The following is a 24,276-nucleotide window of genomic DNA, read 5'->3' as shown; positions in this document are numbered from 1 at the left end:
ATGGTGGACATGGGGATAGGCATTGTGCAGCATCATGGATAACATGATAAGCAACATCATCAATGCCTTTATTTGTTTGTCCGGAAACATCAAGAGTCAAATATAGAAATTTTGACATCAATTACATAATGACCTGAATTTGTAGGGGCTGTGATAAAATATAGAACAGATAAGAAACTTAAAATTAAACATATGAATATGGAATCAGCTTATTTATACATCCGGGTAAGCACGGATGAACAGAAAAGAAAAGGGTACTCCCTTCCCGAGCAGGAAGAACGACTGTTGCAATATTGCGGTTTCCACAATATCACAGTCATGGGCATTTATCGCGAAGATTTTTCAGCGAAAAGCTTCAATCGTCCTGAATGGAAAAAACTCATAGCTGCGATCAAGGGGAATAAAGGCAGGAAACCCGAGAACATTTTATTTGTCAAATGGGACCGGTTCAGCCGCAACATACAATATGCCTATGAAATGATCGGGATCCTGCGAAATCTCAATACGCAGGCGGTGGCCATTGACCAACCCATTGATTTTGATATTCCTGAGAGTTCGGTCATGCTTGCGGTGTATTTATCGATTCCCGAAGCTGAAAATAACCGAAGGGCTTTGAATACATCAAATGGTATGCGCCGGGCAAAACAGGCCGGTAGGTATCCTGGGAAGGCTCCTTTAGGGTACATCAACCAGATCTCTCCCGATGGGAAAAAATTCATCGCTCCAAAGCACCCCGAAGCAGATATTATCATATGGTCCTTTCAGCAATTGGCAAAGCGATCTTTCACTATTGAGGAAGTCAGGAGAATGGCCTGTACAAAAGGATTGAAATGTGGAAAATCCAACTTCTGGAAACTTATCCGCAACCCTGCATACTGTGGCATTGTTACTGTTCCTCCAAGAGGTAGTGAAGAAATGGAATTTGTTAAAGCACTTCATAAACCTTTAATATCTGAGGAGTTATTCAATGAAGTCCAAGCTTCCATCAAACGCAAAACGAGGCCTAGAGGAAAAACGGAGGAACTAAAAAAAATATTTCCGTTAAGAGGATACTTGACCTGCCCACTATGCGGCCGGAAATTAACCGGCAGTGTTTCAAAAGGCAGTAGCAACAGTTATCCATACTATCATTGCCTTGGAGGGAAGTGCAAAGCAAGATTCAATGCTGACCGGATAAATAGCTTATATAACGAAAAGCTGGAAAAACTGGTGCTTAAACAAGGGGTTATTGAGTTGTTCAAACTTATTCTTAAGGAGGTAAATGCATCCGTGCAGCAATCTGAGTATTTACGAGAGAGAAGGCTGCTACTGGATAAAATAGACGAACGGGAGATATTGATGTCAAAAGCCAGGAAACTGTACATCAATGACAAAATAGAATTTGAGGATTTCAGTGAACTCAAAAAGGAATACAACCTTGCTTCAGAAGGCCTGAAAAACGATCTGAACAGGATTAATGCCAGACTTCAATTGTATGACAAATACAATTACATGGAAGATGAGTCATATTCAGATATTTTCAGCAGATATAGAGACTTTGACATCGGTGACCAGAGAAAAATCATAAACGGGATAATGCCGGGAAATATAAACACCAAAACCCGCGACCTCGATTCTTTGGTGTTAAACAATACTCTTTCAAAAATTTTAACCATCGCAAACAATCAGTCCGCAGCCTTGTCTGCCCAACCCTAATACATGATTAAATTTAAAAAAAGATGAACTCAGTATATAAAGACACAAAACGCTTCGGCGATAAGAAGGTGTCGATAAAGCATGCTATTGCAATCCTGGCGAAAAATCACATCAAAGTCGATGAAGACGAAGCTACAACTATTTTAAATTTTCTTTACATGGTTGCAAAGGTTCATGGCCATACCCAGAGAGAAGGTATATGCAGAAATCCTTTAGCGGAAATTGAACCGTAAAACATGTGTTAGAATAGTCCTTAAGACAGGTGTTGTATAATAGAAGCAAAAAAAGAGGGTGTCATATGATAATTATCGAACCCTATCCATTTTAACACAACACGCTGTACTTTAAGACACTTTAGTGTAGAAAAAAAGGAAACAGACTAATTTTCCGTTTCCTTAAGTAGCTCTATTGAACAAATGTCGAACCTTTTTCTACGGGATTTACGATTGTTAGAGGGGCTTTATGCTATGCTTAAATCTAAAAATTTGATTTAAGCATAGTTTGCTTTCATAAAATTCTCTAGCCAGAGAGAAGTGCTGGAATATTGTGGTTTTGCCAAAATACCTCAAGCTCAAATAATATCCTTTAATCCTGTTTTAAGGAGCTGACTGGACTGAACTTGAACCATTTGGTGGAGGATTTGAGGTTGCTGAGTTGGTGTTGATTATGAAATCTTTTCAATTGAGCAAATATCGGACTTTCTCTAGGATTTGAGCCTAAAAAAGGACTACATGCAATTTTAAATCTAAGAAGCAGATGTAATAGAATGGTTAACGCAGCAATCCCGTTTTTCTACAGATTTAAATTGTTATTTTGAATGCATGAAGTTGTTAATTGTCGAAGATGAGCCGCAATTGTTAAAAAGCCTGGAAGAGTTTGCTTCCGAAGAAGGATTTATTTATGATTCCGCAATGGGGCTCCAGTCTGCTATGGAGCGTATTTCACTGTATAATTACGATTGCATAATTCTGGATATTAACCTTCCCGATGGTAGCGGTTTTGACCTTTTGGAGACGCTTTATACAGAAGACAAGACGGACGGGGTGATCATTCTTTCAGCACGGAATTCGCTGGATGACAAATTGAAGGGGCTGGGGCTAGGGGCCGATGACTACCTCACCAAGCCGTTTTACTTTTCCGAACTCAATGCCAGGATAAAAGCCATCATCCGCAGAAAACAATTCAAAACCAACAAACTTTTCCGCTTTGCCAACCTGGTTATAGAACCTGACCAATATCTGGTAGGTGTAGATGACCTCGAAAATCTTATTTCATTTACCAAAAAAGAGTATGCCATTCTTACCCACCTGATCAATAACCATAAACGGGTGATCTCCAAAGTGTCATTGGCCGAGTATATTTGGGGCGATTACGTGGATGAGGCCCAGAGTTTCAATTTCCTGTTCTCGCAGATCAGGAACCTCAAAAGAAAGTTGAAAGAAGCCGGGGCACAGGTAGAGATCAACAACATCTATGGAGTAGGTTATCAAATCAAAGGATTATGAAACTACTTACCTACACCTCTCGGATTCAATTGCTTTATTTCCTGATCTTGTTCGGGATTTTTTCCATATTGTTTTACCTGGTGCTAAGCTGGAACGTACTTCAAAATGTAGATGAAGTGTTGTACAACCGCAAAGTCAACCTGCTGGCTTACCTTGAAGAAAACCCTGAAGCTCCCTTCAAAGAAGATAACCCGCTGGACGATTTTACCTTTTATCCTGTTGAAAAAGCTGCTTTTCAGGAAAGCTACGAAAGCTACACTGACACCCTCATTTATGAGCCTGTTGATGATGAGTTCGATGAATACCGCAGGCTGACCACTTTTGCGAAATTACAGGGAAAGCATTACCGGCTGGAAATTGTAAAGCCCCACCTGGAAGCGGCTGAAATGATCAGCACCATTGCCATTACACTGGGAGGTTTATTACTGGGTTTAGCGCTTTCTTTTTATTTATCACAACACATAATCTCCAAAAAAATATGGAAACCGTTTTTTGAAACGCTGGGAGAACTCCGGTATTTTCGTCTTGACAAGCAGCAGTTACCTGAATTATCACCCTCCCGGATAGATGAGTTCCGGATGCTGAATGAATCCATTATTGAACTTGCCCGAAAAAATATGGAAGTGTTTGTAAGCCAGAAGCAATTTATTGAAAACGCCTCCCATGAAATGCAGACACCCCTGTCCATTATCCAGTCAAAGCTGGAAGCGCTTATCGGACAGGCAGAACTCACACAGGAGCAGGCGGAAATTCTGGAAGGCATTATCGGCTCTACACAACGCTTAAAAAAGCTGAATAAGACCCTCTTGCTCCTATCTAAAATTGAAAACCGGCAGTTTCTTCTTGCAGAACAGGTTGATATAAACACCATTATCAACCGTTCAATGGAATATTACGAAGAACAGAAAGCTTCCTTAAATATATCAGTGAAAACCGAAACACAAGATAGCTTGATTGTGCAGGGTAATGTGATGCTTACCGAGATACTGGTACAGAACCTGCTTAAAAATGCTTTTCTGCATAACAAGAAAAACGGCAGGGTGAACATTCAAATGAAAGAGAGAAAGCTCATGATTGCCAACACCGGGCATGAAAAGCAAGAAAAAGGAACGGTATTAGAAAAGGACAAATTGTTCAGCCGTTTCTACAAGCAATCCGGGAATCCCGATACCTGGGGGTTGGGCCTGGCCATTGCCCGCAAGATTGCCGAAACAAGTGGCTGGGAGCTCCACTACCACCAGGAAGAAGGGCTGCATGTTTTTGAGTTGAATTTTCGGTAAACAGATCATTTTCCCAAATTTCTACAGATTTGATGATTTACTTTACCATTATGAATGCGTGTAATATCTAAATTAAAATGACTTCAATGATGAACAGAAAAGATTTCATAAGGAATTCCGCAATATTGGGTGGAGCGAGCATTCTTCCCATCAACAACGTTTTTTCACAGAATGTGACTGAAAACGGCATTGATAAACTGGTGGACAGCAATGGTAATTTCATTCAGAAACCACTTCCATATAACAAGACATTCTTAGAGCCACACATGGATGAAGAAACCCTGCACCTGCATTATGAATTTCATCATGGCGGCGCGGTAAAAGGGGCGAATAAAGACCTGGAAAGCATAAAAAAGCACCTTCAATCGGGCGAGATGGATCAGGTGGATCTGTGGACAAGAAAGCTGGCCTATCATTTTTCAAGCCATGTCCTGCACTCCATCTTCTGGACAAACCTGACCAATAAAAAAACACAGCCCAAAGCGGAATTGCTGAAACAGATAGAAAAGGACTTTGGCTCATTTGATCACCTGAAAACATATATCTCCAAAATCTCAAAATCAGTAGAAGGAAGCGGCTGGGGAATATTGGGGTATCAGCCGTATTCACGGTCCCTCACTTTATTGCAATGTGAAAACCACCAGAAGCTCACCCAGTGGGGCGTGGTTCCGTTATTGGTCATAGATGTCTGGGAACATGCTTATTATCTGAAATACAAAAACAGGAGAGCAGAATTTGTCGACACTGTATTGGAAATTATTAATTGGGATAATGTGGCAGAACGGCTTATAACTGCTAAACAACTGCACGGATAATTCAATTTCATTGGAATATAGGATAATGCCATCACGCCATTCCTTTGTAGCTATACGTATATATTAATATATGATCGATAAACAGGTCTCCTTTAAAGAAGCCTTCAAAGTATGGGTTCGGGTAGCTATTCATAGCTTTGGAGGGCCTGCCGGGCAGATTGCCGTGATCCATAAAATTCTGGTAGAGGAAAAAAAATGGATCAGTGAGAACCGTTTTCTGCACGCCCTAAATTACTGCATGTTATTGCCGGGACCGGAAGCGCAGCAACTGGCGACCTATATCGGCTGGTTACTCCACAGAAGCAAAGGGGGGCTGGTTGCGGGGATATTGTTTGTCCTGCCCGGTTTTATCTCCATATTAATACTGAGTATTCTCTATGCGGCATACCGGGATATAGGAATTGTAGAGGCAATATTTTTTGGCATTAAACCCGCTGTTTTGGCCATCGTTATTGGCGCAGTCATCAAGATAGGGAAAAGGGCATTAAAAAATGAGGTTATGGTGACCATGGCAGCACTGGCTTTTGTCGCCATTTTTTTCTTCCAGGTCGATTTTCCCTATATCGTTGTGGTAGCCGGTTTAACAGGTTTTATAGGCGGAAAACTTTGGGAGGAAAAATTTTATGTAATCAAGGGACATGGAGAAAAAAGTGAGGAAGAGAGTGCCTACTTCATAGATAGCCACATCCGGCCGGTAAAACCATCCCTGGTAAAAACCCTGAAAACCGTATTCCTCTTTTTTAGTTTATGGGCACTGCCGTTAGTACTGATCGCCCTGTGGGTAGGAGTGGAGAACATTTTCTTTTCGGAAGGCCTGTTTTTCAGCAAAACGGCTGTGGTTACCTTTGGTGGAGCTTACTCCGTATTGGCCTATATCGCTCAGAAAGCAGTGGAAGACTATGGTTGGTTGAAAAGCGGCGAGATGCTGGACGGACTGGGTATGGCAGAAACCACACCTGGTCCACTTATCCAGGTCGTACAATTTGTCGGGTTTATGGGTGCGTATCGTTTTGCCGGTTCCCTGGACCCAATGATGGCGGGAATCTTAGCTTCCATACTGGTAACCTGGACTACCTTTATTCCCTGCTTTCTGTTTATATTCACAGGGGCTCCATACATAGAATATCTCAGGGGAAATAAAAACCTGACCACGGCCCTCTCCGGAATTACAGCTGCTGTAGTAGGTGTAGTACTCAATCTTGGGGTGTGGTTCGCTCTCCATACACTTTTTGGGAAAGTAAACGAAAGCCATTCCCTGGGAATAAGATGGTTGATCCCGGAGTGGGCTACAATTGACGTTCCTTCATTGGTTATAGGATTAATTGCGGCATTTGTCTATTTCATCCTGAAATGGGAGATGCTGAAAACAATTCTTGTTAGTGTAATATGCGGCATACTGTATTATTTCACCTTTTTATAATATACCCTGCTTCTAGCTTCCATCTATATTCCCATATTTCTACAGAATCGGGTCATAGGTTTGTGATGAATTGATCACAAATTGAAAAATGGTTCGAATGTTTAAGATCACCCTACCGGTAGTCCTCATTACCCTTGTCTGGACGAATGTACATTCCCAGACCCAGCTTCCTATAAAAAAGCTACTGGAAACAGCCACAAAAAACTACCCTGGAATTCTTGCCGCAGAGGCAAAGAAAGAGGCATCGGGAGAAATGGTCAAATCCACCAGGCGTACATTGATACCCGATATTAATGCTTCTGCCCAAGCTAACTATTCGACTTATAACAACCTCACCGGGATGTTTTATCCTGAATACATTTTACCGGTGAGCGGCCCCCCATCTACTGAGAATCTTAACGATATGGTCTGGGGATCGGCTGCCGGTTTGCTGATGAAATGGGAGCCTTACACCTTCGGGCGTAGGGGCAACAAGGTAAAGGCAGCCGAAAGCAGTTATCAGGCAAGTTCAGCCCTGAACAAACTTACCTTGTTGGAACACCAAGTGCGGTTATCTGGGACCTACCTGGATTACCTCCTTGCCGATCAAATCCTGGATGTACTGGAAAGTGATCGGCAAAGAGCCAAAGTCAATTACGAACAAGCCGTAAGCCTGGCTACTTCCGGATTGGTTTCGGGGGTGGATACCGCACGCTTTCATACCGAACTTTCCAAAGCAAATATTAAGATCCTACAGCAACAAAACACCCTTCTTGAATATGAAGCAATACTGTCAGAATTGATTGCGGCTGATTTACCTGAAAACCTGGCGGATTCTACTTTTTTTAAAGTACTGCCCCGGCTATCAGGATCTACAGAAATGACTCATCCGAGAGAACAACTGGCCATGGCTGACTGGGAAACCTCACAATACCTGTTCAAAGCAGAGAAATTAAGCTGGATGCCCACCCTAAGTGTATTGGGTACTGCTTATGGCCGGGGTTCCGGTGTAGAGCTTGACAACAACGGCAACACCTTTGTCGATAACCCGACTGACGGGTTTCATCTCAACCGGTTCAATTATGGCATTGGTATACAACTGGCCATGCCACTGACCCAGATCAGCCGCTATCAAGCCCGCTGGAAAGTAAAGGAACTGGAAGCGGAAGCTGATAAACAGGAACTGGAAAAGGTTCGTCTGGCTCTGAATAAGCAAAAGTCCGTTGCTGATAACACATTAATCACTGCACTGGCCATTGCCGGAGAAACCCCTGTACAATTCCAGGATGCCCGTTATGCGTATGAGGCCATACAATCCCAGTACCAGGCAGGGCTGATAACCTTTACAGAACTGATTGAAGCCCGGAATGAGCTGGTAGCAGCAGAAATCGAACTCCGAAAATCCTATTGGGAAGCCTGGAAAGCATTACTGTATATCGCTGCTGTAAATGGTGACCTGGAAATCTTTTTTAACCAATTATAAGAGATGATCAAATTAATCATATCCGCATTAAGAAAACCTGTAACCATCATGGTAGCCCTTTTGGCTATCGTGTTTTTTGCGGTCTTGTCCATACGGAACATGCCTGTGGACATATTCCCAAAGCTGGGCACCCCCACCATTTATGTAGCTCAGACCTACGGAGGCCTTGCACCTAATCAGATCGAGGGTTTTATGACCTCCTATTACGAATATCATTTCCTGTACATTAATGGTATAAAAGAAGTAGAAAGCAAAACGATCCAGGGCGTTTCCTTAATGAAGCTCACTTTTCATGAAGGAACTGATATGTCTCAGGCCCTGGCCGAAGTAGTGGCCCAGGTCAACCGGTCCAGGGCATTTATGCCTCCGGGTACCGTGCCCCCTTTTATTACCCGGTTTGACGGAGGAGGTGCACCGGTAGGCCAATTGGTTTTTAGCAGTGAAAGCCGGTCATTGGGTGAAATACAAGACCTGGCACTCTTTAAAGTACGCCCCAAATTCGCCTCTATTCCAGGGGTGTCGGCACCACCTCCTTTTGGTGGAAACCAGCGTACCGTGCTTATTAAGGCAGATCCCTCTAAACTGCGTAGTTACAATATCAGCCCGGATGAACTGGTGATGGCCATTGCCAAAGGCAATACCATCTCTCCCTCCGGCAACATCCGGACAGCGGACAAACTCTTGATCGTTAATCAAAATACGGTGGTAAGTGATATTCAGGAGCTGGCCAATATTCCCTTAAAAAAAGGTTCCGGACCGGCTGTATACGTAAGGGATGTAGCCGAGGTACAAAACGGATCCGATGTGGCCTCAGGCTATGCCCTGATCAATGGTAGCCGCTCGGTGTATATTCCGGTAACCAAACGGGCGAGCGCTTCCACCTGGGATGTCGTCAGGCGCATCAAGGCAAGCCTGCCGGAAATGCAGGCGGCTGTGCCGGATGACATCAAGGTAAGTTACGAATTTGATCAGTCAGGCTATGTGATCAACTCCCTGAAAACCCTGTCCTTTGAAGGAATACTGGGGGCAGTGCTTACCGGTCTGATGGTGTTATTGTTTTTGGGTGACAGACGCAGCGCGCTCATCGTTATTCTTACCATACCGCTTGCCATATTATCGGCAATAGTGTGCCTTTACCTTACCGGACAGACAATCAATATCATGACATTAGGCGGACTGGCACTGGCGATAGGTATTCTTGTAGATGAATCGACTGTGACGATTGAAAATATCCACCGACATCAGGAAATGGGCAAGACGAAGACCCGGGCCATCCTGGATGCGTGCAAGGAAATTGCCTTGCCGAAACTTCTCATCCTGATCAGCATCCTTGCCGTATTTGTCCCCTCCTTTTTTATGAGCGGCACACCCCGGGCCATGTTCTTACCACTTACGCTGGCGGTAGGCTTCGCCATGATCGCCTCTTTCCTGCTTTCTCAAACCATGGTTCCCATTCTTTCCAATTGGTTTTTGAAAGATCATGTTCCTCAAAAAGAGGATGGAAAGTTTCATCGGTTTAGAAACCGTGTAACAGGATATACAAAAGGTATCACAAACAAGGGCGGATGGGCCATCGGTATTTACCTGGCAGTCATTGTTGCCATGCTCGCGTCCCTTTGGCAGTTTACCGGCACAGAGATATTTCCAAAAGTAAACTCCGGGCAGTTGCAGGTTCGGTTAAGGATGCCCGATGGCACCCGTATCGAAAACACCGAAGAGAAAACAAAGCAGTTCCTGGAAGTGGTAAATGAGGTGGTCGGCAAAGAAAATGTAGAGATCACTTCCGCATTTGTCGGCATCCAGCCTCCAAGCTATCCTGTCAATACCATCTTTCTTTGGACAGGTGGCCCGCACGAAGCAGTTGTCAAGATCAAGCTGAAAGAAACAGGACAAGACCTGGACGTCCTCAAAGAGACCCTCAGGAAAAGGATAGCGGAAGCCATACCTGATATGCGCCTCTCTTTCGAACCTGCCGACCTGGTAGACCAGGTGATGAGCCAGGGAGCCAATACGTCGGTGGAAATTGCCGTGCAGGGTAAAAATCTTTCTGAATCACGAAAATTTGCTGAAGCAATAAAGGACAGAATAGAAGGATTATCTTTTATGCGGGACGTACAGTTTGGCATTCCACTGAACTATCCTTCCATCGACCTGGAGTATGACCGTGTACGTGCCGGCCAGTTGGGCCTTACCATTGAAGACATCAGCCGGTCGGTAACAGCCTCCACCTCTTCCAGCCGCTTCACTCAACCCAATTACTGGCTGGATGCCGGATCGGGCCATGCTTACCAGGTGCAGGTGGAATTTCCCCAATACCTAATAGATCAACCTGATGATATTGAAAGGGTGCCGCTTAAATCGGAAAACGGGAAAACCGTCTATGCAGGTGATGTGGGCAAATGGGAACCGGCGACCATGATCGGGGAATATGACCGCCTCAACCAGCAGCGGTTCATTACCATCACGGGAAACCTGCACAACAAAGACCTGGGAGGAGCCATTAAAACGCTGCGCAATGAACTAAAAGCAATGGGCGATCCACCTGCGGGAATGAGTGTGAAATTCAGAGGGCTCGCTGAAACCCTCACCCAAACCTTCAATGAACTGAGTACCGGCCTTTTGTTGGCAGTAGCCGTGATCTTCCTGCTGCTGGCGGCCAATTTTCAGTCGTTCCGGCTCTCTTTCGCGGTGCTTTCTACTGTACCGGCCGTAATAGCCGGTTCCTTCCTTCTCATTTGGATAAGCGGGAGCACGCTTAACATTCAATCCTTTATGGGCAGTATCATGGCCATAGGTGTGGCAGTGGCCAATGCCATATTATTTGTTACCATAGCCGAGCAATACCGGAAAGATCAAAGACAAAACCCGCACCTGGAGGGAATAAAGGATCGGTTGAGACCTATACTGATGACCACCATTGCTATGATAGCAGGTATGACCCCCATGGCGCTTGGACTGGGTGAGGGAGGCGAACAAACGGCTCCATTGGGGATAGCCGTGATCGGTGGATTGCTGTTTTCAGTATTTGCCACTGTCTTCATGCTTCCTGCCATTTACTGGCAATTGATAGGAAGGAAACACTACAAAAGCATATCACTGGATCCGGATGATGAACAGAGTCCTTATTTCGGACAGTAATAAAACTTATATGAAACCGGAGAAAGCGCAAAATCAAAACATAATGAAAAAATACATCCTGCCAATTTTATATATGGCCATTGTTTCAGCATGTTCGAATAAAGCTGAAAAAAGTAGCATGGAAAGCAAGGAGGGGCTGACAAAAAAAGTAGAAACCATAACGGTGAGTTACCAAAATGCCCCACAGGCCCTGACACTGCCGGCAGAGCTGCATGCCTTTGAGAAAGCGGGCATGAATGCCAGAGTACAGGGATATGTAAACCAGGTACGGGTGGATATTGGTGATAAAGTATCAAAAGGTGCGGTCCTGGTGAAAATAGAAGCACCGGAAGTACAGGCAGCTTATGCTGAAGCCCGCAGTGAGGTAGAGTCTGCCCGTGCCGATTACATGAGCAGTAAGGATGTCTTTGAGCGGTTGGTGAAAGCCTCCGGAAAGCCTGGTACGGTTTCAGAATCCGACCTGATCAAAGCAAAGAACAACGCTATGGCTGACAGCACCCGGCTGGTGGCAGCAGATTATACCGCTAGGGCAAAGCAACAATTGCTGGATTATCTTACCATCCGGGCGCCTTTCAACGGAGTGATCACCCAAAGGAATACCGATCCGGGAAACCTGGTCGGAGGGAATAATGGTGTCCCTTTGCTGGTGATCGAAAACAATCAAAAATTGCGGTTAAAGGTACCGGTACCGGAAGCCCTGACCGGTAGTTCTATAGCGGAGGACGCTGTGACGTTTAAAGTAGATCCTTTCCCCGGGACATTGTTCAAAGCAGATTTTTACAGGCGGGCCCGGAGCATCGACCCGGAAACCCGAACAGAGATGTGGGAATTTGTTGTAAACAATCAAAAGAGTGAGTTGAATGCAGGGCTTTTTGCGGAAGTACAGTTGAACATTCAGCGCACCGGTGGAAGTATATGGGTACCTCACAGCGCTGTATTGACCACCCTCCGCAGAAAAGCGGTGGGAAAGGTAGTGGAGGGCAAGCTGAAATGGGTAAAAGTAAAAACAGGCATGAAAAACCAAGGCACGGTCGAGGTGTTTGGCGCACTTGATACCGGGGATCGCATCCTCCTGCAGCCCAATGAGGAAATGACAGAGGGAATGCCCATCAACTAACCTCCGCTTGTATGAGCCGTTTCGTTATCACATTTCTGATTTGGGCCATTTGCTATGCTACTTGCCTGGCCCAGGTCAGTAGACCTGATACGATTTACGCATTTTTCTCAAGTGCACCTACCCAGGTGGATGGTCAGCTTAATGACCCCGCCTGGCAACAGGCCATATCCATCAGCAATTTTACCCAAAGGGAACTCAATATCGGGGAACCGGCCACTGAAAGAACAGAAGTAGCCATTGTATATACCACCAAAACCCTTTACATTGGGTTCAGGGGTTATGATAGTGAGCCTGGTAAACTGGTAGCACGTGAGATGAAACGGGATTTTGATTTTGACCTGGAAGACAACTTTGAAGTGATCATTGACACCTATAAATGATGACCGGAACGGATTTCTTTTTGTTGTCAATCCCAATGGAGCCAGGGCGGATGTACAGGTAATCAATAACGGGGAATCCGAAAATGAGTTCTGGGATGGTGTGTGGGACGCCAAAACCACCATTACTGACGATAAATAAACATGATATCCCGCATATTCCTGTAGATACATTAAAGCGACCTTTAAATTTCCATGATAATTGTGAAAGAATGCTAAATAAAATATGTGGAATGGTATCTCAAGATGTGTTTAATTTTAGAAACCTTTTGGACCATCAAATTTCAGCTGAGACAAAATATGGATTTAAATTTCTAAATAGCGACCATAATGATAAGTTATTCCAAGAAATAGACTCTCTTAAAGAAAAGATTTTGAAGACTGTTGATGACGAAGCCTTTTATCAAATTTCTGCACTGGAAAGAGAAATAAATGAAAAACGAGAGGATGAAATTCTTAATAACATTTATAATTATTGTAAAGAACATGCTTTTGGTCAGGGAATGTTATTTATTGTCTCAGGCCATAGGGAATCTATGCTCAAAAAAATTGAAGAGCGAAATAATGTGGAGGACGTAAAATTAAATTGGAAATTTTTAAAAATATAAACTCTGTGCACAATGGCTATAAGTAATTGCTTGTTCTCGTCTATTCTGGAAATTCTTGCGGAATTTCCAGCAGAGTGCATACTTGCAAAGTATAAATGCTCTTTTATAAATATGTGGATTGGTTGCCATTTATGAGAATAAATTTACGCTATTATTTTAATTCAAGTTTTGGGATATGAAACAGCAAGTAGCATCATATAACTACAATTATGAGTAATCGATAAGAATATGAAAAATGGATTTTGATTACATTAAAATCTTCGTAACCATTATTTTAGTAGTATCCGGCTGGATAATTGGACACTATTTTAATAGTAAAAGAACTCGGGATCAGAAAAGAAGGGAGATTTCAGTTGAACATTTAATAAATTCATATCGAATATTAACAAATGAAATATCCCATCGGAAAGAAACTCCTGAACGCACAGAGAAACTCGAGAATATACTGTCAGACATTCAGTTATTTGGTTCTTCGGATCAAGTTAGATTGGCGCAGGACTTAGCCGATCAAGTTGCTGCCGGTGGAGAATTTCAATTAGACCCTCTCATAAATAGTTTAAGGAATGATCTAAGAGATGAACTACGGTTGCCCAAAATTCATGGAAATATTAAATGGCTCAGATTTAATGATGAAAAATAAACACTTTATATCAAATACAATGAATATAGCTGAAGAATGTCTGAAATGTTTACAAAATAAGAATTGGACACAACTTAACACTTTGCTTTCTGATAACCAGAATAGTTTAGAACTAGCAGAGTCTCCAACTTTCAATATTTTCGAAAACATTCTTGTTGACGAAATTAAAAGATATGAAAGTGAAGTGGATGATGGAAACAACGAGCTTTTCATAGTAGTTGCTAGAATATTTCAGATTCATGAACATAAGGAGTCATCATTTGAAATGTCTGCATCCGGAGAAAAGAAAATTGCAAGATATCTGTTTGATAAGAATCCTCAGGTCAATTATGCTGAAGTTTTAACAGATGATATTGACGCTCAGGAATTTTTGAAAAATCATCAAAATAAAGTTAAATCGATTATCGATACTACTAGAATCAGTGCTAATCTAAATGTGAAAGTTGGTGAATATAATGATTTGGTTTTTGACAAAGAGATTTTTAATTCTCCCCAAGAAAAAGAACTTTTTATTGCAGCCAGAAAAGTCCTCCCGGACTCCATTCTACTGCCAAATACAGCTTTGAGTACAATCATCGATTCAAAAATCTGTAAGATTCTTGACCCGCAGACTGCAACATTCTTTTATAAGTCTACACTTGATCTTTGTATAGTCAACTCTCAAACTTTTTATCCTGAATTGTTCATTGAATTGGATAGCAGCTGGCACGACATACCGAAAAATAATCAAAATGATATTAAAAAGGATAAGATCTTTAAAAAAGCGGGATTAAAACTCTATAGGTTGAGAAAGAAGGAAAATAAAGATATGGCAGAGATATTTGAATTATTTATAAATGAGAATTATGTAAACTAATAGCATAATCCAAGAGAATCAATGATACCATGTAACAATACCACCCATTACATTAGCACCCATTACTTTCCACTCCCCTCCATCCGGTTCATTCCCCTCGTCCCTCGTTCCGTTCACCAGATTCCGGGGACGCGCAGCAAGACTGCCCCACTATTACGTTCCACTCCATAGTAGACCACACTTGCTTTTTACCCACCGCTTTTAGATCAAATCCTCAGAAAAAATCATCCCCCTTCGGGTTTCAGTGTGACCATTCCAGTGGTTGGTTACACAATTTTGAGCATCATCAAAATGAAATCTGACATGACACAAGATGCTCACAATTTATCATTTTCAAGGCAAGTACCGCCAAAACTGGAAGAAGTCAAATCCTATTTCAATTACCTGCATATCCCCGAGGCTGAGGCCGAGGTATTCTATTTTTATTACCAGGGCATGGACTGGAAAAACGAAACCGGTACACCGATAAGGGATTGGGTAATGGCCGCAGATGAATGGGTTTGGAACCTGGAAAATTAGCCTTCGCATTCCAACATTATTCTCTCCTTTTGGAAAGGCGAAGCACCCGCTTTTCCAAAGGATGGCATTGCGTTTTGGCAATGAGCAAGATGTAGGATTGTGCCACAATCCCATCTTGCCCTTTCGCTGCCGGAGTGGCGAAAGGGGTAAAATTCTCCGAAGTCGAATTTTAAATCCCCTGATGTATGGAAAAAAATCAGGCCCCGGAAAAACCCTATTGGCTGACAGTAAGGTTATCGCCGAGAGAAGTCCAGAAGCTGAAAAAACTCCTGGCCCAATCGGCCCATTGCCGGAACCTCAGTGAGCTGGTGAGGACCATTCTTTTCAAACAAGAGTTGACCATAAAAAAAAGGAATGCTTCCCTGGACGAACTGAAATCTGAAATTGTAAAGGTAAAGGGAGAGCTCCGCTCCATAGGGGTCAACATCAATCAGGTCACGCATTATTTCAATGGTCATCCAGACCCGGCAGAGAAAAGGTATTTTGCCCGGAAGATCTTGCCTTTATATAAAAAGGTCGGCCAGAAAACGGAACAACTGATGGTGATGGTCTCCCAACTGTCCAGGCTGTAATATGGTTGCCAGGATCACCACAGGGAAAACGATCCGGGGAGTGCTTCACTATAATGAAAGCAAGGTAGAGAAGGGGCAGGCCAAATTCCTCGGAGCACGGGGGTATCTCAGCCAGGATAAAGAGCTTGATTTCCAAAAAAAGCTGATGAGGTTTCAGGAAATCATAGAAGCAAATACCAGAACCAAAACAAATGCACTTCATATCTCCCTGAACTTCTCTCCCAGGGACAAAATGGATGAAACCCTACTTTGGAAGATCGCAGAGGACTACATGAAAGGTATTGGATTTGGAGAGCAGCCCTATCTGGTGTACCGGCATTTCGATGCAGCCCACCCACATATTCATCTGGTAACTACTAATATCCGGGAGAACGGGCAAAGGATCGAGACGCACAATTTGGGGCGCATCCAATCCGAGAAGGCCAGAAAAGATATTGAACAAAGGTATGGGCTGGTCAAAGCTGAAGAACAACAGCGAAAGCGTGTCAACCTTCTGCAGCCCCTGGATAAAGCTGAATACGGTAAAACCGAAACGAAGGCGGCGATATCCAATATCGTGGGAGAAGTGGTTCGCCACTATAAGTTCACATCCCTTGCAGAGTTGAACGCCATATTGCGACAATTCAATGTAACTGCCTACCGGGGAGAAGAAGACAGCAAAATGTACCAAAAGAAAGGATTGATCTACTGCATTTCAGATGCGGACGGTAACCGAAAAGGAGTTCCTATCAAAGCCAGCTCCATTTATTCCAAACCTACCTATAAGAAACTGGAAAAGAAATTCGAACTAAACCGGACCGCAAGAAAACCCTACAGGGGCCAGCTGCAATCAACTGTCAGCCATGCCTTGACAAGATCTTCTTCCCTCGAAGATTTACAGGTAGAACTTCGAAAAAAGGGAGTCCACCTTACTGTTCGCAAAAATGAAGAAGGAAGAATATATGGGATCACATTTACCGACCATATTCATCGCTGTGTCTTTAATGGAAGCAGCCTGGGTAAAGAGTTTTCTGCCAACAGCATCCAAAAAGCCTTGATGGTTAAATCTACGAATGAAACTCAAGCTGAAAAGCAGCAATCACGGGAGATACGAAGTTTATCTCCTTCAACCGGCTCGCAAACTTCGGGTTACGAACCCACCCCGTATGAGTTGAGCCAAAAGAAAAAGAAGAAAAAACGGAAAAAGAAACATTTGTAAAACATGCAGACCGGTGAAAATACCGAAGGCCTCAGGAAAATTATTGACCTTACCCGAAAGCTTAGCATAGGAATGTTATGTCTCCACTTCTATTATTATTGCTTTTCGGCTTTTGAAGCCTGGGGATTAACCCATGAAATTACCTTTCGGTTGATTAAGGGTTTACGCAAAACAGGCCTTTTTGATCATGGCTTTATATCCAAGGGGTTTGCCCTGGGACTATTGCTGATTTCCCTGGTCGGTGCAAAAGGAAAGAAAAGCGAAGGCCTCAAATTATCACAGGCATTATGGCCATTGACCTTTGGATTGATGATGTACTGGGCGAGTGATGGCATATTCTATCTGAATTTTGAAGGAGAAGAAGTTGCGGTGCTCTACATTGGGGTTACTTCTGTTGGGTTCTTACTGGTGCTATCAGGGGGAGCATTGCTGAGCAGACTGCTGAAGGTAAAGATGGCAAAGAGCGTATTCAATCATTTGAATGAAACATTCCCGCAGGAAGAGCGGCTCTTAGAAAACGAATACTCAGTAAACCTGCCTGCCCGCTATAACCTAAAGGGAAAGATCCGCAAATCCTGGGTCAATATCATTAATCCCTTCAGGGCCTTATTGGTTGCCGGTACACCGGGTTCCGGAAAAAGTTATTTTGTGATCCGTCACGTGATCACCCAACATATTGCCAAGGGATTCTCCATGTTTGTATATGATTTTAAGTATGACGATCTGTCGATTATCGCTTATAACACCTTACTGAAGAACCAGCATGCCTATAGCATAAAACCATCCTTTTATACCATCAATTTTGACAGGCTTTCCCATACCCATCGCTGTAACCCTTTAGAACCGGAAACTATGCTGGACATCACCGATGCCAGCGAAGCCGCCCGTACTATAATGATGGGACTGAACCGTGACTGGATAAAAAAGCAAGGGGACTTCTTTGTAGAATCCCCAATCAACTTTCTAACGGCAGTAATCTGGTTTTTGAAAAAACACAGGCACGGGAAATATTGTACACTTCCGCATGTCATCGAATTGATGCAAGTGGAATACGATCAACTTTTTCCCGTACTTCGAACCGAGCCGGAGATTGAGGTACTGATCAACCCTTTTGTTTCAGCCTATCAAAAGGGAGCAACGGATCAACTGGAGGGACAGATTGCCAGTGCCAAAATCACCATGGCCCGCTTATCCTCACCCCAGCTATATTATGTGCTTTCTGAAAGCGACTTTACCCTGGATATCAATAATCCCGAGGAACCCAAGATCGTATGCATGGGTAACAACCCGCAAAAGCAGCAGGTCTATGGAGCTGTACTTTCTCTCTATATATCAAGGATCACCAAACTGGTCAACCAAAAGGACAAATTAAAATCCAGTTTAATATTTGATGAATTTCCCACCATTTATTTCAACGGGATGGATAATCTTATTGCCACGGCCCGAAGCAATAAGGTAGCTACCTGCCTGGGCGTTCAGGATTACAGCCAGCTTAGAAAAGACTATGGGCGGGAACAGGCAGAAGTAATCATGAACACGGTTGGGAATTTTATCAGTGGCCAGGTTTTGGGAGAAACAGCCAAACAACTCTCCGAAAGGTTCGGGAAGATACTGCAGGACCGGAAAACGATCTCCATTAACAGAAGCGATACGTCCATCACGAAATCCAGGCAACTGGACCAGGCGGTACCTCCCTCTACGATCTCATCCCTTTCCTCCGGGGAGTTTGTCGGTATGGTAGCCGATACCCCGGATCAAAAAATGGAACTGAAAGGCTTTCATAATGAGATCATCAATGACCATGAATCCCTGGCCCTGGAAGCAAGAAATTACCGGTCCCTCCCCAAGGTGCGGGATGTGTCAACGCCGGAGATAGTGGATAACTATAAGGACATTAAACTGGATGTTCAGGAGATCATTGATCTGGAAATAGAAAGAATCCACAATACTCCTCTATTGAATAACCTTGTCATGAATGATGAAAATTCAGATTGATATGGAATGATGTATCCCAGTATAAGAAATAATAATTCCTGCTAAGAAGATTAGAAAATCACCACTTAAAAACAAATTATAGCGTAAAAACAAACTATATATGTTGTTTTTTAGCATATAATACCCATTTTTGTTTGGAAGAGCCAATAATTAAAGATATTTTATGGTTTGACTAAGCTAAATTAATACTTCTCTTTTTAGTAATTTAAGAATGAAATCAATACGCCAAAGACTGACCTTACTCATCAATAACATAGATGAGAACTTACCTGATGAGGAAGACATTTATGGATATGAAGGGATAAGCAAGAGAATAATTACTCAGTCCCTTAAAGAAAGTTATGATCTTTTGGGAAATTTAGATGACTATAAAGACAAATTTGAAGTTATTTTTCTTCAAAGAAGTTTAGCCGATCTAATTAAAGAAAGTAAGGAGAACTTAAAGGGAGGTATCTTAAAATCTGCCGAAAGCAAATTTGATGACTTCTTAAATAATGTACAGAAAATAAGATACCTTATTCGGGAAACCTATATTGCCGTAACGGATCATCCAATAAGAGTAGATATTGACCTAAAAAAAGCCAAGGATCAACTATCTGAACTTGCCTCGGACATAGATGATCTTTCAGATTTATATGAAAAACTAGAGAGTATTAAAAAGTCTAGTGAAGGTTTTTTACAAAAGCTGGAAGAAAAAGATGAATTCTATACTGAACATGTTGAATCCATAAACTCAAGTGAAACAGAAATCAAATCAGCCAAGGAGAAAATTCAGATTATAGCCGAACAAATAGCAGAATGGCAGGAGCAAATCAAAACTTCTTCAACATCAATAGCTAATAATAAAGGGAATTACGAGGCCTTGGTAGAAGATATAAGTTCTTTAAAAGAAGAAATTCAGGAAGCAAAATCGGAATTTTCTGAAGAGTTAGACTCTCTTCATGAAGCTAACAGTAAGAATGAGGAGCAACAAGCTTTAATTCAAAAAACAATTGAAGATGCCAATCGAGCAGGAATGGCGGGGTCCTTTAAAAAGCGTAAAGACGAACTGAGACTTCCTTTGATATTTTGGCAATACTTTACCATTTTAACTTTAGGTTTACTTATCTACTTGTCATTCGTACTGATTAAACCTCTCATCTCCGACCCCAATTGGGAAGAAATCATTATTAAACTTCCGATTTTAGCCTCATGTGTATGGTTATGTTGGTTTAGTGCTAAGCAATACGGTTTTACTACCCGTATTCGAGAGGACTATGCATATAAATATGCTGTATCTATGGCTTTTGAAGGTTACAAAAATGCCGCCAGAGAGATAAATAAGGATTTGCTGGAACAACTACTAAGTCTTACAGTATTAAATATTTCCAAAAATCCGATTTCAATATTTGAAACTAAAAATAACCATGGCAGCCCAATTAATGAGATCATTGATTCAACCCTTAAAAGGATTAACATCATAGGTACAAATGGTAAATCTGAGATAGAGAAGGAATAATTTATTTCTCTTTTTCTTTAATCGAAGAGAAATTATATTCTAATTAAATTGCATAATCTTCAGAAACTATGCCTGTGGGGAGTTGACTCTATTTCCAAACTATTATTATATTTATGTCTAACTCTCATACACATAGTTACTTTGGTGTTTCAAAAAGCTGCTTAATACTACATGCCTCTGGATAGAACTAACCATAATGCCTCAAAATATTCATTTAACTATCGGCAATCATTTGACCGGGTTTTTGAGGAGTTTTATCCCGGATTATGCTTCTATGCTGAAAGGATATTGCAAAGCAAGACCGATGCTGAGGATGTAGTGGAAAACCTGTTTGTAAAGCTCTGGCAAAAGAAGATGGAATTTTCTTCCAGGGATCATCTTCGCTCTTTTTTATACAAATCCACCAAGAATGCCTGTTTGGATTTTATCAAGACTGCTGCACGTTCTGCAGAGCGGAACAGCCACTTTTTAGATACCGCTGAGGATTATACAAAAAGCCACCTGACCAATATGATCCGGGCTGAAGTGATCCGTGAGATTCATCAGGCCATTGAGTCCCTTCCGGCCCAATGTGGAACGGTTATCCGCAAATCCTACATAGAAGGGCTTTCCTTACCGGAGATCGCCCAGGAAATGTCGCTGTCTGTACAAACGGTAAAAAATCATAAGCTCAGGGGATTGGCCATCTTGCGCAAAAAAATATCCCAGGATCAGTTCATGCTGCTGATGATCTACCCTTATGCCCATTTGCTGACTCAAACCTTCGAGTAATTTTTTTAAAATTTTTATAGCCCCAATAGGTACTATTCTCTTTCCGTGTCGTGATAGAAGTAAAAGCAAGGAAAAATCGCGCAACGGAAGAATATGGAAAACGATCCTGCCCATATTGCAAGGGTAATCTACCTGCTTAAAAAACAAGCCGGGAACCAAAGACTTGAATTATCCGAGCAAGTAGAACTCAGGGATTGGATAGACCGATCCCCGCAGAACAAGGAATTATTTGAGCAGCTACAGGATTCAACGCTACGGGACCAATGGCTGGACCAAATAAGGAGGTACAATACTTCCCAAGCCCTGGAGCGTGTGCATAACCGGATTAGCCGTCCATCATTTACAAGAGAAAAAACTCCTGCATCTAAAAACGGAGTTTTGAGAAAAACGATACTATCCATCGCTGCCTCCCTGGTACTGTTGCTGGGCATCGGGTATTTCTTCCGCTATGAACTTCTGAATATCCTGGCACCGGTTAAAATGGAAACAATGCTGACAAGTAAAGCAGAGCGAAAAACGATAGCCCTACCGGATGGCACCCAAGTCTGGCTGAGCCCAGGAAGTGTTTTGGAGTACCCTAAGGAGTTCAGAGGACCGGTAAGGGAGGTGAATCTAAAAGGAGAAGCCTTTTTCGAGGTGCAACCTGATAAGCAGCATCCCTTTATTATCCTCTCAGGACAGCTTGAAACCAAAGTGCTCGGCACGTCCTTTAACCTGACAGCTTATGAAGGGGATGAAGATGTGACGGTCACCCTTCTGGAAGGGGCTGTGTCGTTAAAACCTGCCGGGGAAAAGAACAAATCGCCGACCATTCTTCATCCCAATGAACAGGCAGTTTTCGAAAAAGAAAACCGGTCCATTCGAAAAGAAATGGTTACGGATGCCCGTAAGTACCTCTCCCGGCGCAACGGTATCTTCCGGTATGAGGCAACCAGGCTGGAAGAAGTAGTTCAGGATATGGAGCGTCAGTACGGTGTAAAAATTCAGTTGGACTCAAGCCTGGTCAACCGGGAGTATTATGGCACCATGAATACCGAAGATGAACTTCTTGTCATGCTGGAAAAAATAAGTCTGGTTATGAATGCCGGATGGTATGGAGCCGGTGAAAATACATATCGAATAAAACCCAAATAGACTAAGGAGGTTAACGGTAACTTTCTTCATATCGGTTTAACAAACCACAGATCTGTATAATCAAGAAAAGGCCGTGGCTTTGCCGTGGTTAGATTCTCTAAAAGAAGTGGCTCCTGCCTGCCGCTAAATCTATGTTTCACCTAAATCCAAATCAAACAATCTATTTCAGGCAGTTGGTGGGCGGGGCCATTTTCTAAAAAACAACTCCCGCTTTTGAAAACCTTGGCCGGTAAGCAAAAGCGAGAGTGCATAATCAAATGCGGGCCTAAAAGCGGGCGTCTGGAAAACTTCGCTTTAAGCCCTGACACTTAAACGGTATTAAAAATCATTGTTGTCCGGTAAACCCGGATATTAGTTAAATTCAATTCTCAACCTACTGATTATAAAGCGGTTACTTGGTTTTTGTCAGGAGCAAGCCCCCCTCATCTCAGGGAACAGTGTGTTTTGATTTTTCAAAATATCTTCTTGTATGATGGCTCTCCAGCTTCCTTCCGGATCCTCCAGGAACCTATACAAGCTGATATAATTCATTAATTGCTGTCTGACCAGGGATACCAAGTTGGAGAAAGCCCATTTCCTTTTGACCTGGCTTTTGATCAAGGTCAAAAGGAGATTGGCCAACATGGCCGACCATATCTGTATTTCTATGGCATTTTCATTGTCGCCCAAGAAGTACTTTAAAGGGAAGTTCTGCTTAAGCTGTTTGAATAATAGCTCTATCTGCCAGCGTCTTTTATAGATGAGTGCTATCTTCTCTGCTGCCATCTCAAAATTATTGGTAATGAACTCAAACAGGCGTTCACTTTTGCTGTCCCAATAGGCTATTCTCCTGGAACGGTGCTCCTGTTGCTTGTTCTTGCCATATCGTAAGATGATTTCTTCATCCTTGAGTACTCCGGAATCTGCCTGATCAGGAATATTAAACTCCTTTCGGGCCTGATAGACAGCATTGTCTTTTAACCTGGTCACATACCATATCCCGCTTTCGGTCAGGACCTCATATTTTCCATAATCCACATATCCCTTATCAAAAGTGATGATAGAGCCCCCGGGCAGGTTGAAAACCTCATCCAGGAAGGTATGGTCATGTCGGACAGCCGCACTGTAACGGACAAGATAAGGAACATGGTCACTCGCCCTGATGATGGTGTGGGCCTTAATACCTCCTTTCTTTTTGCCCGTTTTAGGGTTCCTGCCTACTCCCTTGAGAATATCCTTGAACAGACTAATGGTGGTAGAATCCATAATATAGAGCCTCTTCATATCAGCATCCTTCAACCGGCTGTCCGTTAAACTGTCACCATGCCTTTGGTACACACTCATGTATATATCGGCGAACACATCGCTCACACGTCGTTTGTTGGCTTCTGATAACGTACTCCGCCTTACCACATAGTTCAGACCCAAATGGGCCAATCTATGGGCATTGGCCAACAAACCGACAAGTGTCTCACGAATGGAATGATAGCCCTCAAATGCTACAAACAGCATTACTATCAAGTGGTTATAAGTCGTGAACTTCTTCACATAACGCTCCGCATTATGCCTGCGGGCTATCTCCCTTACCTCCCCCTTGTCAATGAACTTTATTAACTGATTGAATATCGGCTGTCCGCTAAAATTACTACTTTTGCCCATGGCTTAACTTTTTTGTGTCGTAACTCAAAAGTAGCCAC

Annotated in this window: 21 protein-coding genes; 20 read left to right on the top strand and 1 reads right to left on the bottom strand. The window is 42.8% G+C overall.

The window, feature by feature from the left end; translation table 11 throughout:
- Window positions 1-198: 198 nt before the first annotated feature.
- The 20 genes from ECHVI_RS06840 to ECHVI_RS06745 all read left to right on the top strand — a co-directional run bounded on the left by ECHVI_RS06840 (window position 199) and on the right by ECHVI_RS06745 (window position 22,600).
- Window positions 199-1,695 (top strand): recombinase family protein, encoded by a 1,497-nt coding sequence (locus tag ECHVI_RS06840; protein ID WP_015265230.1) that lies wholly within the window; start codon window positions 199-201, stop codon window positions 1,693-1,695.
- Between the two features lie 23 nt (window positions 1,696-1,718).
- Window positions 1,719-1,928 carry a hypothetical protein gene (locus ECHVI_RS06835; protein WP_015265229.1) on the top strand — a complete coding sequence of 70 codons (210 nt, stop codon included), beginning with the start codon at window positions 1,719-1,721 and terminating at the stop codon, window positions 1,926-1,928.
- A gap of 588 nt (window positions 1,929-2,516) precedes the next feature.
- Complete coding sequence (locus ECHVI_RS06830; RefSeq protein ID WP_015265228.1) at window positions 2,517-3,200, top strand: response regulator transcription factor; 684 nt, start codon at window positions 2,517-2,519, stop codon at window positions 3,198-3,200.
- Window positions 3,197-4,480, top strand: a complete 1,284-nt coding sequence (locus ECHVI_RS06825; RefSeq protein WP_015265227.1) for a sensor histidine kinase — start codon at window positions 3,197-3,199, stop codon at window positions 4,478-4,480. Before ECHVI_RS06830 ends, ECHVI_RS06825 begins: the two co-directional genes overlap by 4 nt.
- A gap of 86 nt (window positions 4,481-4,566) precedes the next feature.
- Complete coding sequence (locus ECHVI_RS06820; protein ID WP_245553446.1) at window positions 4,567-5,295, top strand: superoxide dismutase; 729 nt, start codon at window positions 4,567-4,569, stop codon at window positions 5,293-5,295.
- A 70-nt stretch (window positions 5,296-5,365) separates the two neighbouring features.
- The gene (gene chrA / locus ECHVI_RS06815) at window positions 5,366-6,715 is read left to right on the top strand and encodes a chromate efflux transporter (protein WP_015265225.1); all 1,350 of its coding nucleotides are present in this window, start codon (window positions 5,366-5,368) and stop codon (window positions 6,713-6,715) included.
- 97 nt (window positions 6,716-6,812) lie between these two features.
- Window positions 6,813-8,177: a TolC family protein gene (locus ECHVI_RS06810; protein WP_015265224.1), complete on the top strand. Its 1,365-nt coding sequence runs from the start codon at window positions 6,813-6,815 to the stop codon at window positions 8,175-8,177.
- Between the two features lie 3 nt (window positions 8,178-8,180).
- Window positions 8,181-11,315 (top strand): efflux RND transporter permease subunit, encoded by a 3,135-nt coding sequence (locus ECHVI_RS06805; protein ID WP_041738386.1) that lies wholly within the window; start codon window positions 8,181-8,183, stop codon window positions 11,313-11,315.
- Between the two features lie 43 nt (window positions 11,316-11,358).
- A complete protein-coding gene (locus ECHVI_RS06800; protein ID WP_157501269.1) occupies window positions 11,359-12,432 on the top strand; it encodes an efflux RND transporter periplasmic adaptor subunit in 1,074 nt (357 codons plus the stop codon).
- Between the two features lie 11 nt (window positions 12,433-12,443).
- Window positions 12,444-12,812 (top strand): DOMON domain-containing protein, encoded by a 369-nt coding sequence (locus ECHVI_RS06795; protein ID WP_041738385.1) that lies wholly within the window; start codon window positions 12,444-12,446, stop codon window positions 12,810-12,812.
- Window positions 12,813-12,895: 83 nt separating this feature from the next.
- On the top strand, window positions 12,896-13,417 hold the full coding sequence (locus ECHVI_RS06790; RefSeq protein WP_157501266.1) for a hypothetical protein: 522 nt from the start codon (window positions 12,896-12,898) through the stop codon (window positions 13,415-13,417).
- Between the two features lie 235 nt (window positions 13,418-13,652).
- Window positions 13,653-14,057: a hypothetical protein gene (locus ECHVI_RS06785; protein WP_015265220.1), complete on the top strand. Its 405-nt coding sequence runs from the start codon at window positions 13,653-13,655 to the stop codon at window positions 14,055-14,057.
- A complete protein-coding gene (locus tag ECHVI_RS06780; RefSeq protein ID WP_157501263.1) occupies window positions 14,017-14,913 on the top strand; it encodes a DUF2726 domain-containing protein in 897 nt (298 codons plus the stop codon). The genes ECHVI_RS06785 and ECHVI_RS06780 overlap by 41 nt, the downstream gene beginning before the upstream one ends.
- A 303-nt stretch (window positions 14,914-15,216) precedes the next feature.
- Window positions 15,217-15,432, top strand: a complete 216-nt coding sequence (locus ECHVI_RS06775; RefSeq protein ID WP_245553445.1) for a hypothetical protein — start codon at window positions 15,217-15,219, stop codon at window positions 15,430-15,432.
- A 185-nt stretch (window positions 15,433-15,617) separates the two neighbouring features.
- Complete coding sequence (locus tag ECHVI_RS22920) at window positions 15,618-16,004, top strand: plasmid mobilization protein (protein ID WP_015265217.1); 387 nt, start codon at window positions 15,618-15,620, stop codon at window positions 16,002-16,004.
- A gap of 40 nt (window positions 16,005-16,044) precedes the next feature.
- Window positions 16,045-17,202, top strand: coding sequence for a relaxase/mobilization nuclease domain-containing protein (locus ECHVI_RS06765; protein ID WP_245553444.1), 1,158 nt, complete (start codon window positions 16,045-16,047; stop codon window positions 17,200-17,202).
- A 3-nt stretch (window positions 17,203-17,205) separates the two neighbouring features.
- Window positions 17,206-19,197 (top strand): conjugal transfer protein MobC, encoded by a 1,992-nt coding sequence (gene mobC / locus ECHVI_RS06760; RefSeq protein WP_015265215.1) that lies wholly within the window; start codon window positions 17,206-17,208, stop codon window positions 19,195-19,197.
- Between the two features lie 211 nt (window positions 19,198-19,408).
- The gene (locus ECHVI_RS06755; RefSeq protein ID WP_015265214.1) at window positions 19,409-20,695 is read left to right on the top strand and encodes a coiled-coil domain-containing protein; all 1,287 of its coding nucleotides are present in this window, start codon (window positions 19,409-19,411) and stop codon (window positions 20,693-20,695) included.
- Window positions 20,696-20,866: 171 nt separating this feature from the next.
- A complete protein-coding gene (locus ECHVI_RS06750) occupies window positions 20,867-21,466 on the top strand; it encodes an RNA polymerase sigma-70 factor (protein ID WP_015265213.1) in 600 nt (199 codons plus the stop codon).
- A 93-nt stretch (window positions 21,467-21,559) separates the two neighbouring features.
- Window positions 21,560-22,600, top strand: a complete 1,041-nt coding sequence (locus tag ECHVI_RS06745) for a FecR family protein (protein WP_015265212.1) — start codon at window positions 21,560-21,562, stop codon at window positions 22,598-22,600.
- 405 nt (window positions 22,601-23,005) lie between these two features.
- Here the strand turns inward: ECHVI_RS06745 and ECHVI_RS06740 are convergent, their stop codons facing one another.
- The gene (locus tag ECHVI_RS06740) at window positions 23,006-24,238 is read right to left on the bottom strand and encodes an IS4 family transposase (protein WP_015264509.1); all 1,233 of its coding nucleotides are present in this window, start codon (window positions 24,236-24,238) and stop codon (window positions 23,006-23,008) included.
- Window positions 24,239-24,276 lie beyond the last annotated feature (38 nt).

The sequence above is a fragment of the Echinicola vietnamensis DSM 17526 genome (genome assembly GCF_000325705.1).
Classification (GTDB): Bacteria; Bacteroidota; Bacteroidia; order Cytophagales; family Cyclobacteriaceae; genus Echinicola; species Echinicola vietnamensis.
The sequence above is the reverse complement of the archived record's forward strand: the minus strand, read 5'-3'. Positions and strand labels throughout refer to the sequence as shown.

Coding starts and splice junctions, on each gene's coding strand:
- ECHVI_RS06840 (WP_015265230.1), top strand. CDS start 199: ATGGAATCAGCTTATTTATACATCCGGGTAAGCACGGATGAACAGAAA.
- ECHVI_RS06835 (WP_015265229.1), top strand. CDS start 1,719: ATGAACTCAGTATATAAAGACACAAAACGCTTCGGCGATAAGAAGGTG.
- ECHVI_RS06830 (WP_015265228.1), top strand. CDS start 2,517: ATGAAGTTGTTAATTGTCGAAGATGAGCCGCAATTGTTAAAAAGCCTG.
- ECHVI_RS06825 (WP_015265227.1), top strand. CDS start 3,197: ATGAAACTACTTACCTACACCTCTCGGATTCAATTGCTTTATTTCCTG.
- ECHVI_RS06820 (WP_245553446.1), top strand. CDS start 4,567: ATGATGAACAGAAAAGATTTCATAAGGAATTCCGCAATATTGGGTGGA.
- chrA (WP_015265225.1), top strand. CDS start 5,366: ATGATCGATAAACAGGTCTCCTTTAAAGAAGCCTTCAAAGTATGGGTT.
- ECHVI_RS06810 (WP_015265224.1), top strand. CDS start 6,813: ATGTTTAAGATCACCCTACCGGTAGTCCTCATTACCCTTGTCTGGACG.
- ECHVI_RS06805 (WP_041738386.1), top strand. CDS start 8,181: ATGATCAAATTAATCATATCCGCATTAAGAAAACCTGTAACCATCATG.
- ECHVI_RS06800 (WP_157501269.1), top strand. CDS start 11,359: ATGAAAAAATACATCCTGCCAATTTTATATATGGCCATTGTTTCAGCA.
- ECHVI_RS06795 (WP_041738385.1), top strand. CDS start 12,444: ATGAGCCGTTTCGTTATCACATTTCTGATTTGGGCCATTTGCTATGCT.
- ECHVI_RS06790 (WP_157501266.1), top strand. CDS start 12,896: ATGAGTTCTGGGATGGTGTGTGGGACGCCAAAACCACCATTACTGACG.
- ECHVI_RS06785 (WP_015265220.1), top strand. CDS start 13,653: ATGGATTTTGATTACATTAAAATCTTCGTAACCATTATTTTAGTAGTA.
- ECHVI_RS06780 (WP_157501263.1), top strand. CDS start 14,017: ATGGAAATATTAAATGGCTCAGATTTAATGATGAAAAATAAACACTTT.
- ECHVI_RS06775 (WP_245553445.1), top strand. CDS start 15,217: ATGACACAAGATGCTCACAATTTATCATTTTCAAGGCAAGTACCGCCA.
- ECHVI_RS22920 (WP_015265217.1), top strand. CDS start 15,618: ATGGAAAAAAATCAGGCCCCGGAAAAACCCTATTGGCTGACAGTAAGG.
- mobC (WP_015265215.1), top strand. CDS start 17,206: ATGCAGACCGGTGAAAATACCGAAGGCCTCAGGAAAATTATTGACCTT.
- ECHVI_RS06755 (WP_015265214.1), top strand. CDS start 19,409: ATGAAATCAATACGCCAAAGACTGACCTTACTCATCAATAACATAGAT.
- ECHVI_RS06750 (WP_015265213.1), top strand. CDS start 20,867: ATGCCTCTGGATAGAACTAACCATAATGCCTCAAAATATTCATTTAAC.
- ECHVI_RS06745 (WP_015265212.1), top strand. CDS start 21,560: ATGGAAAACGATCCTGCCCATATTGCAAGGGTAATCTACCTGCTTAAA.
- ECHVI_RS06740 (WP_015264509.1), bottom strand. CDS start 24,238: ATGGGCAAAAGTAGTAATTTTAGCGGACAGCCGATATTCAATCAGTTA.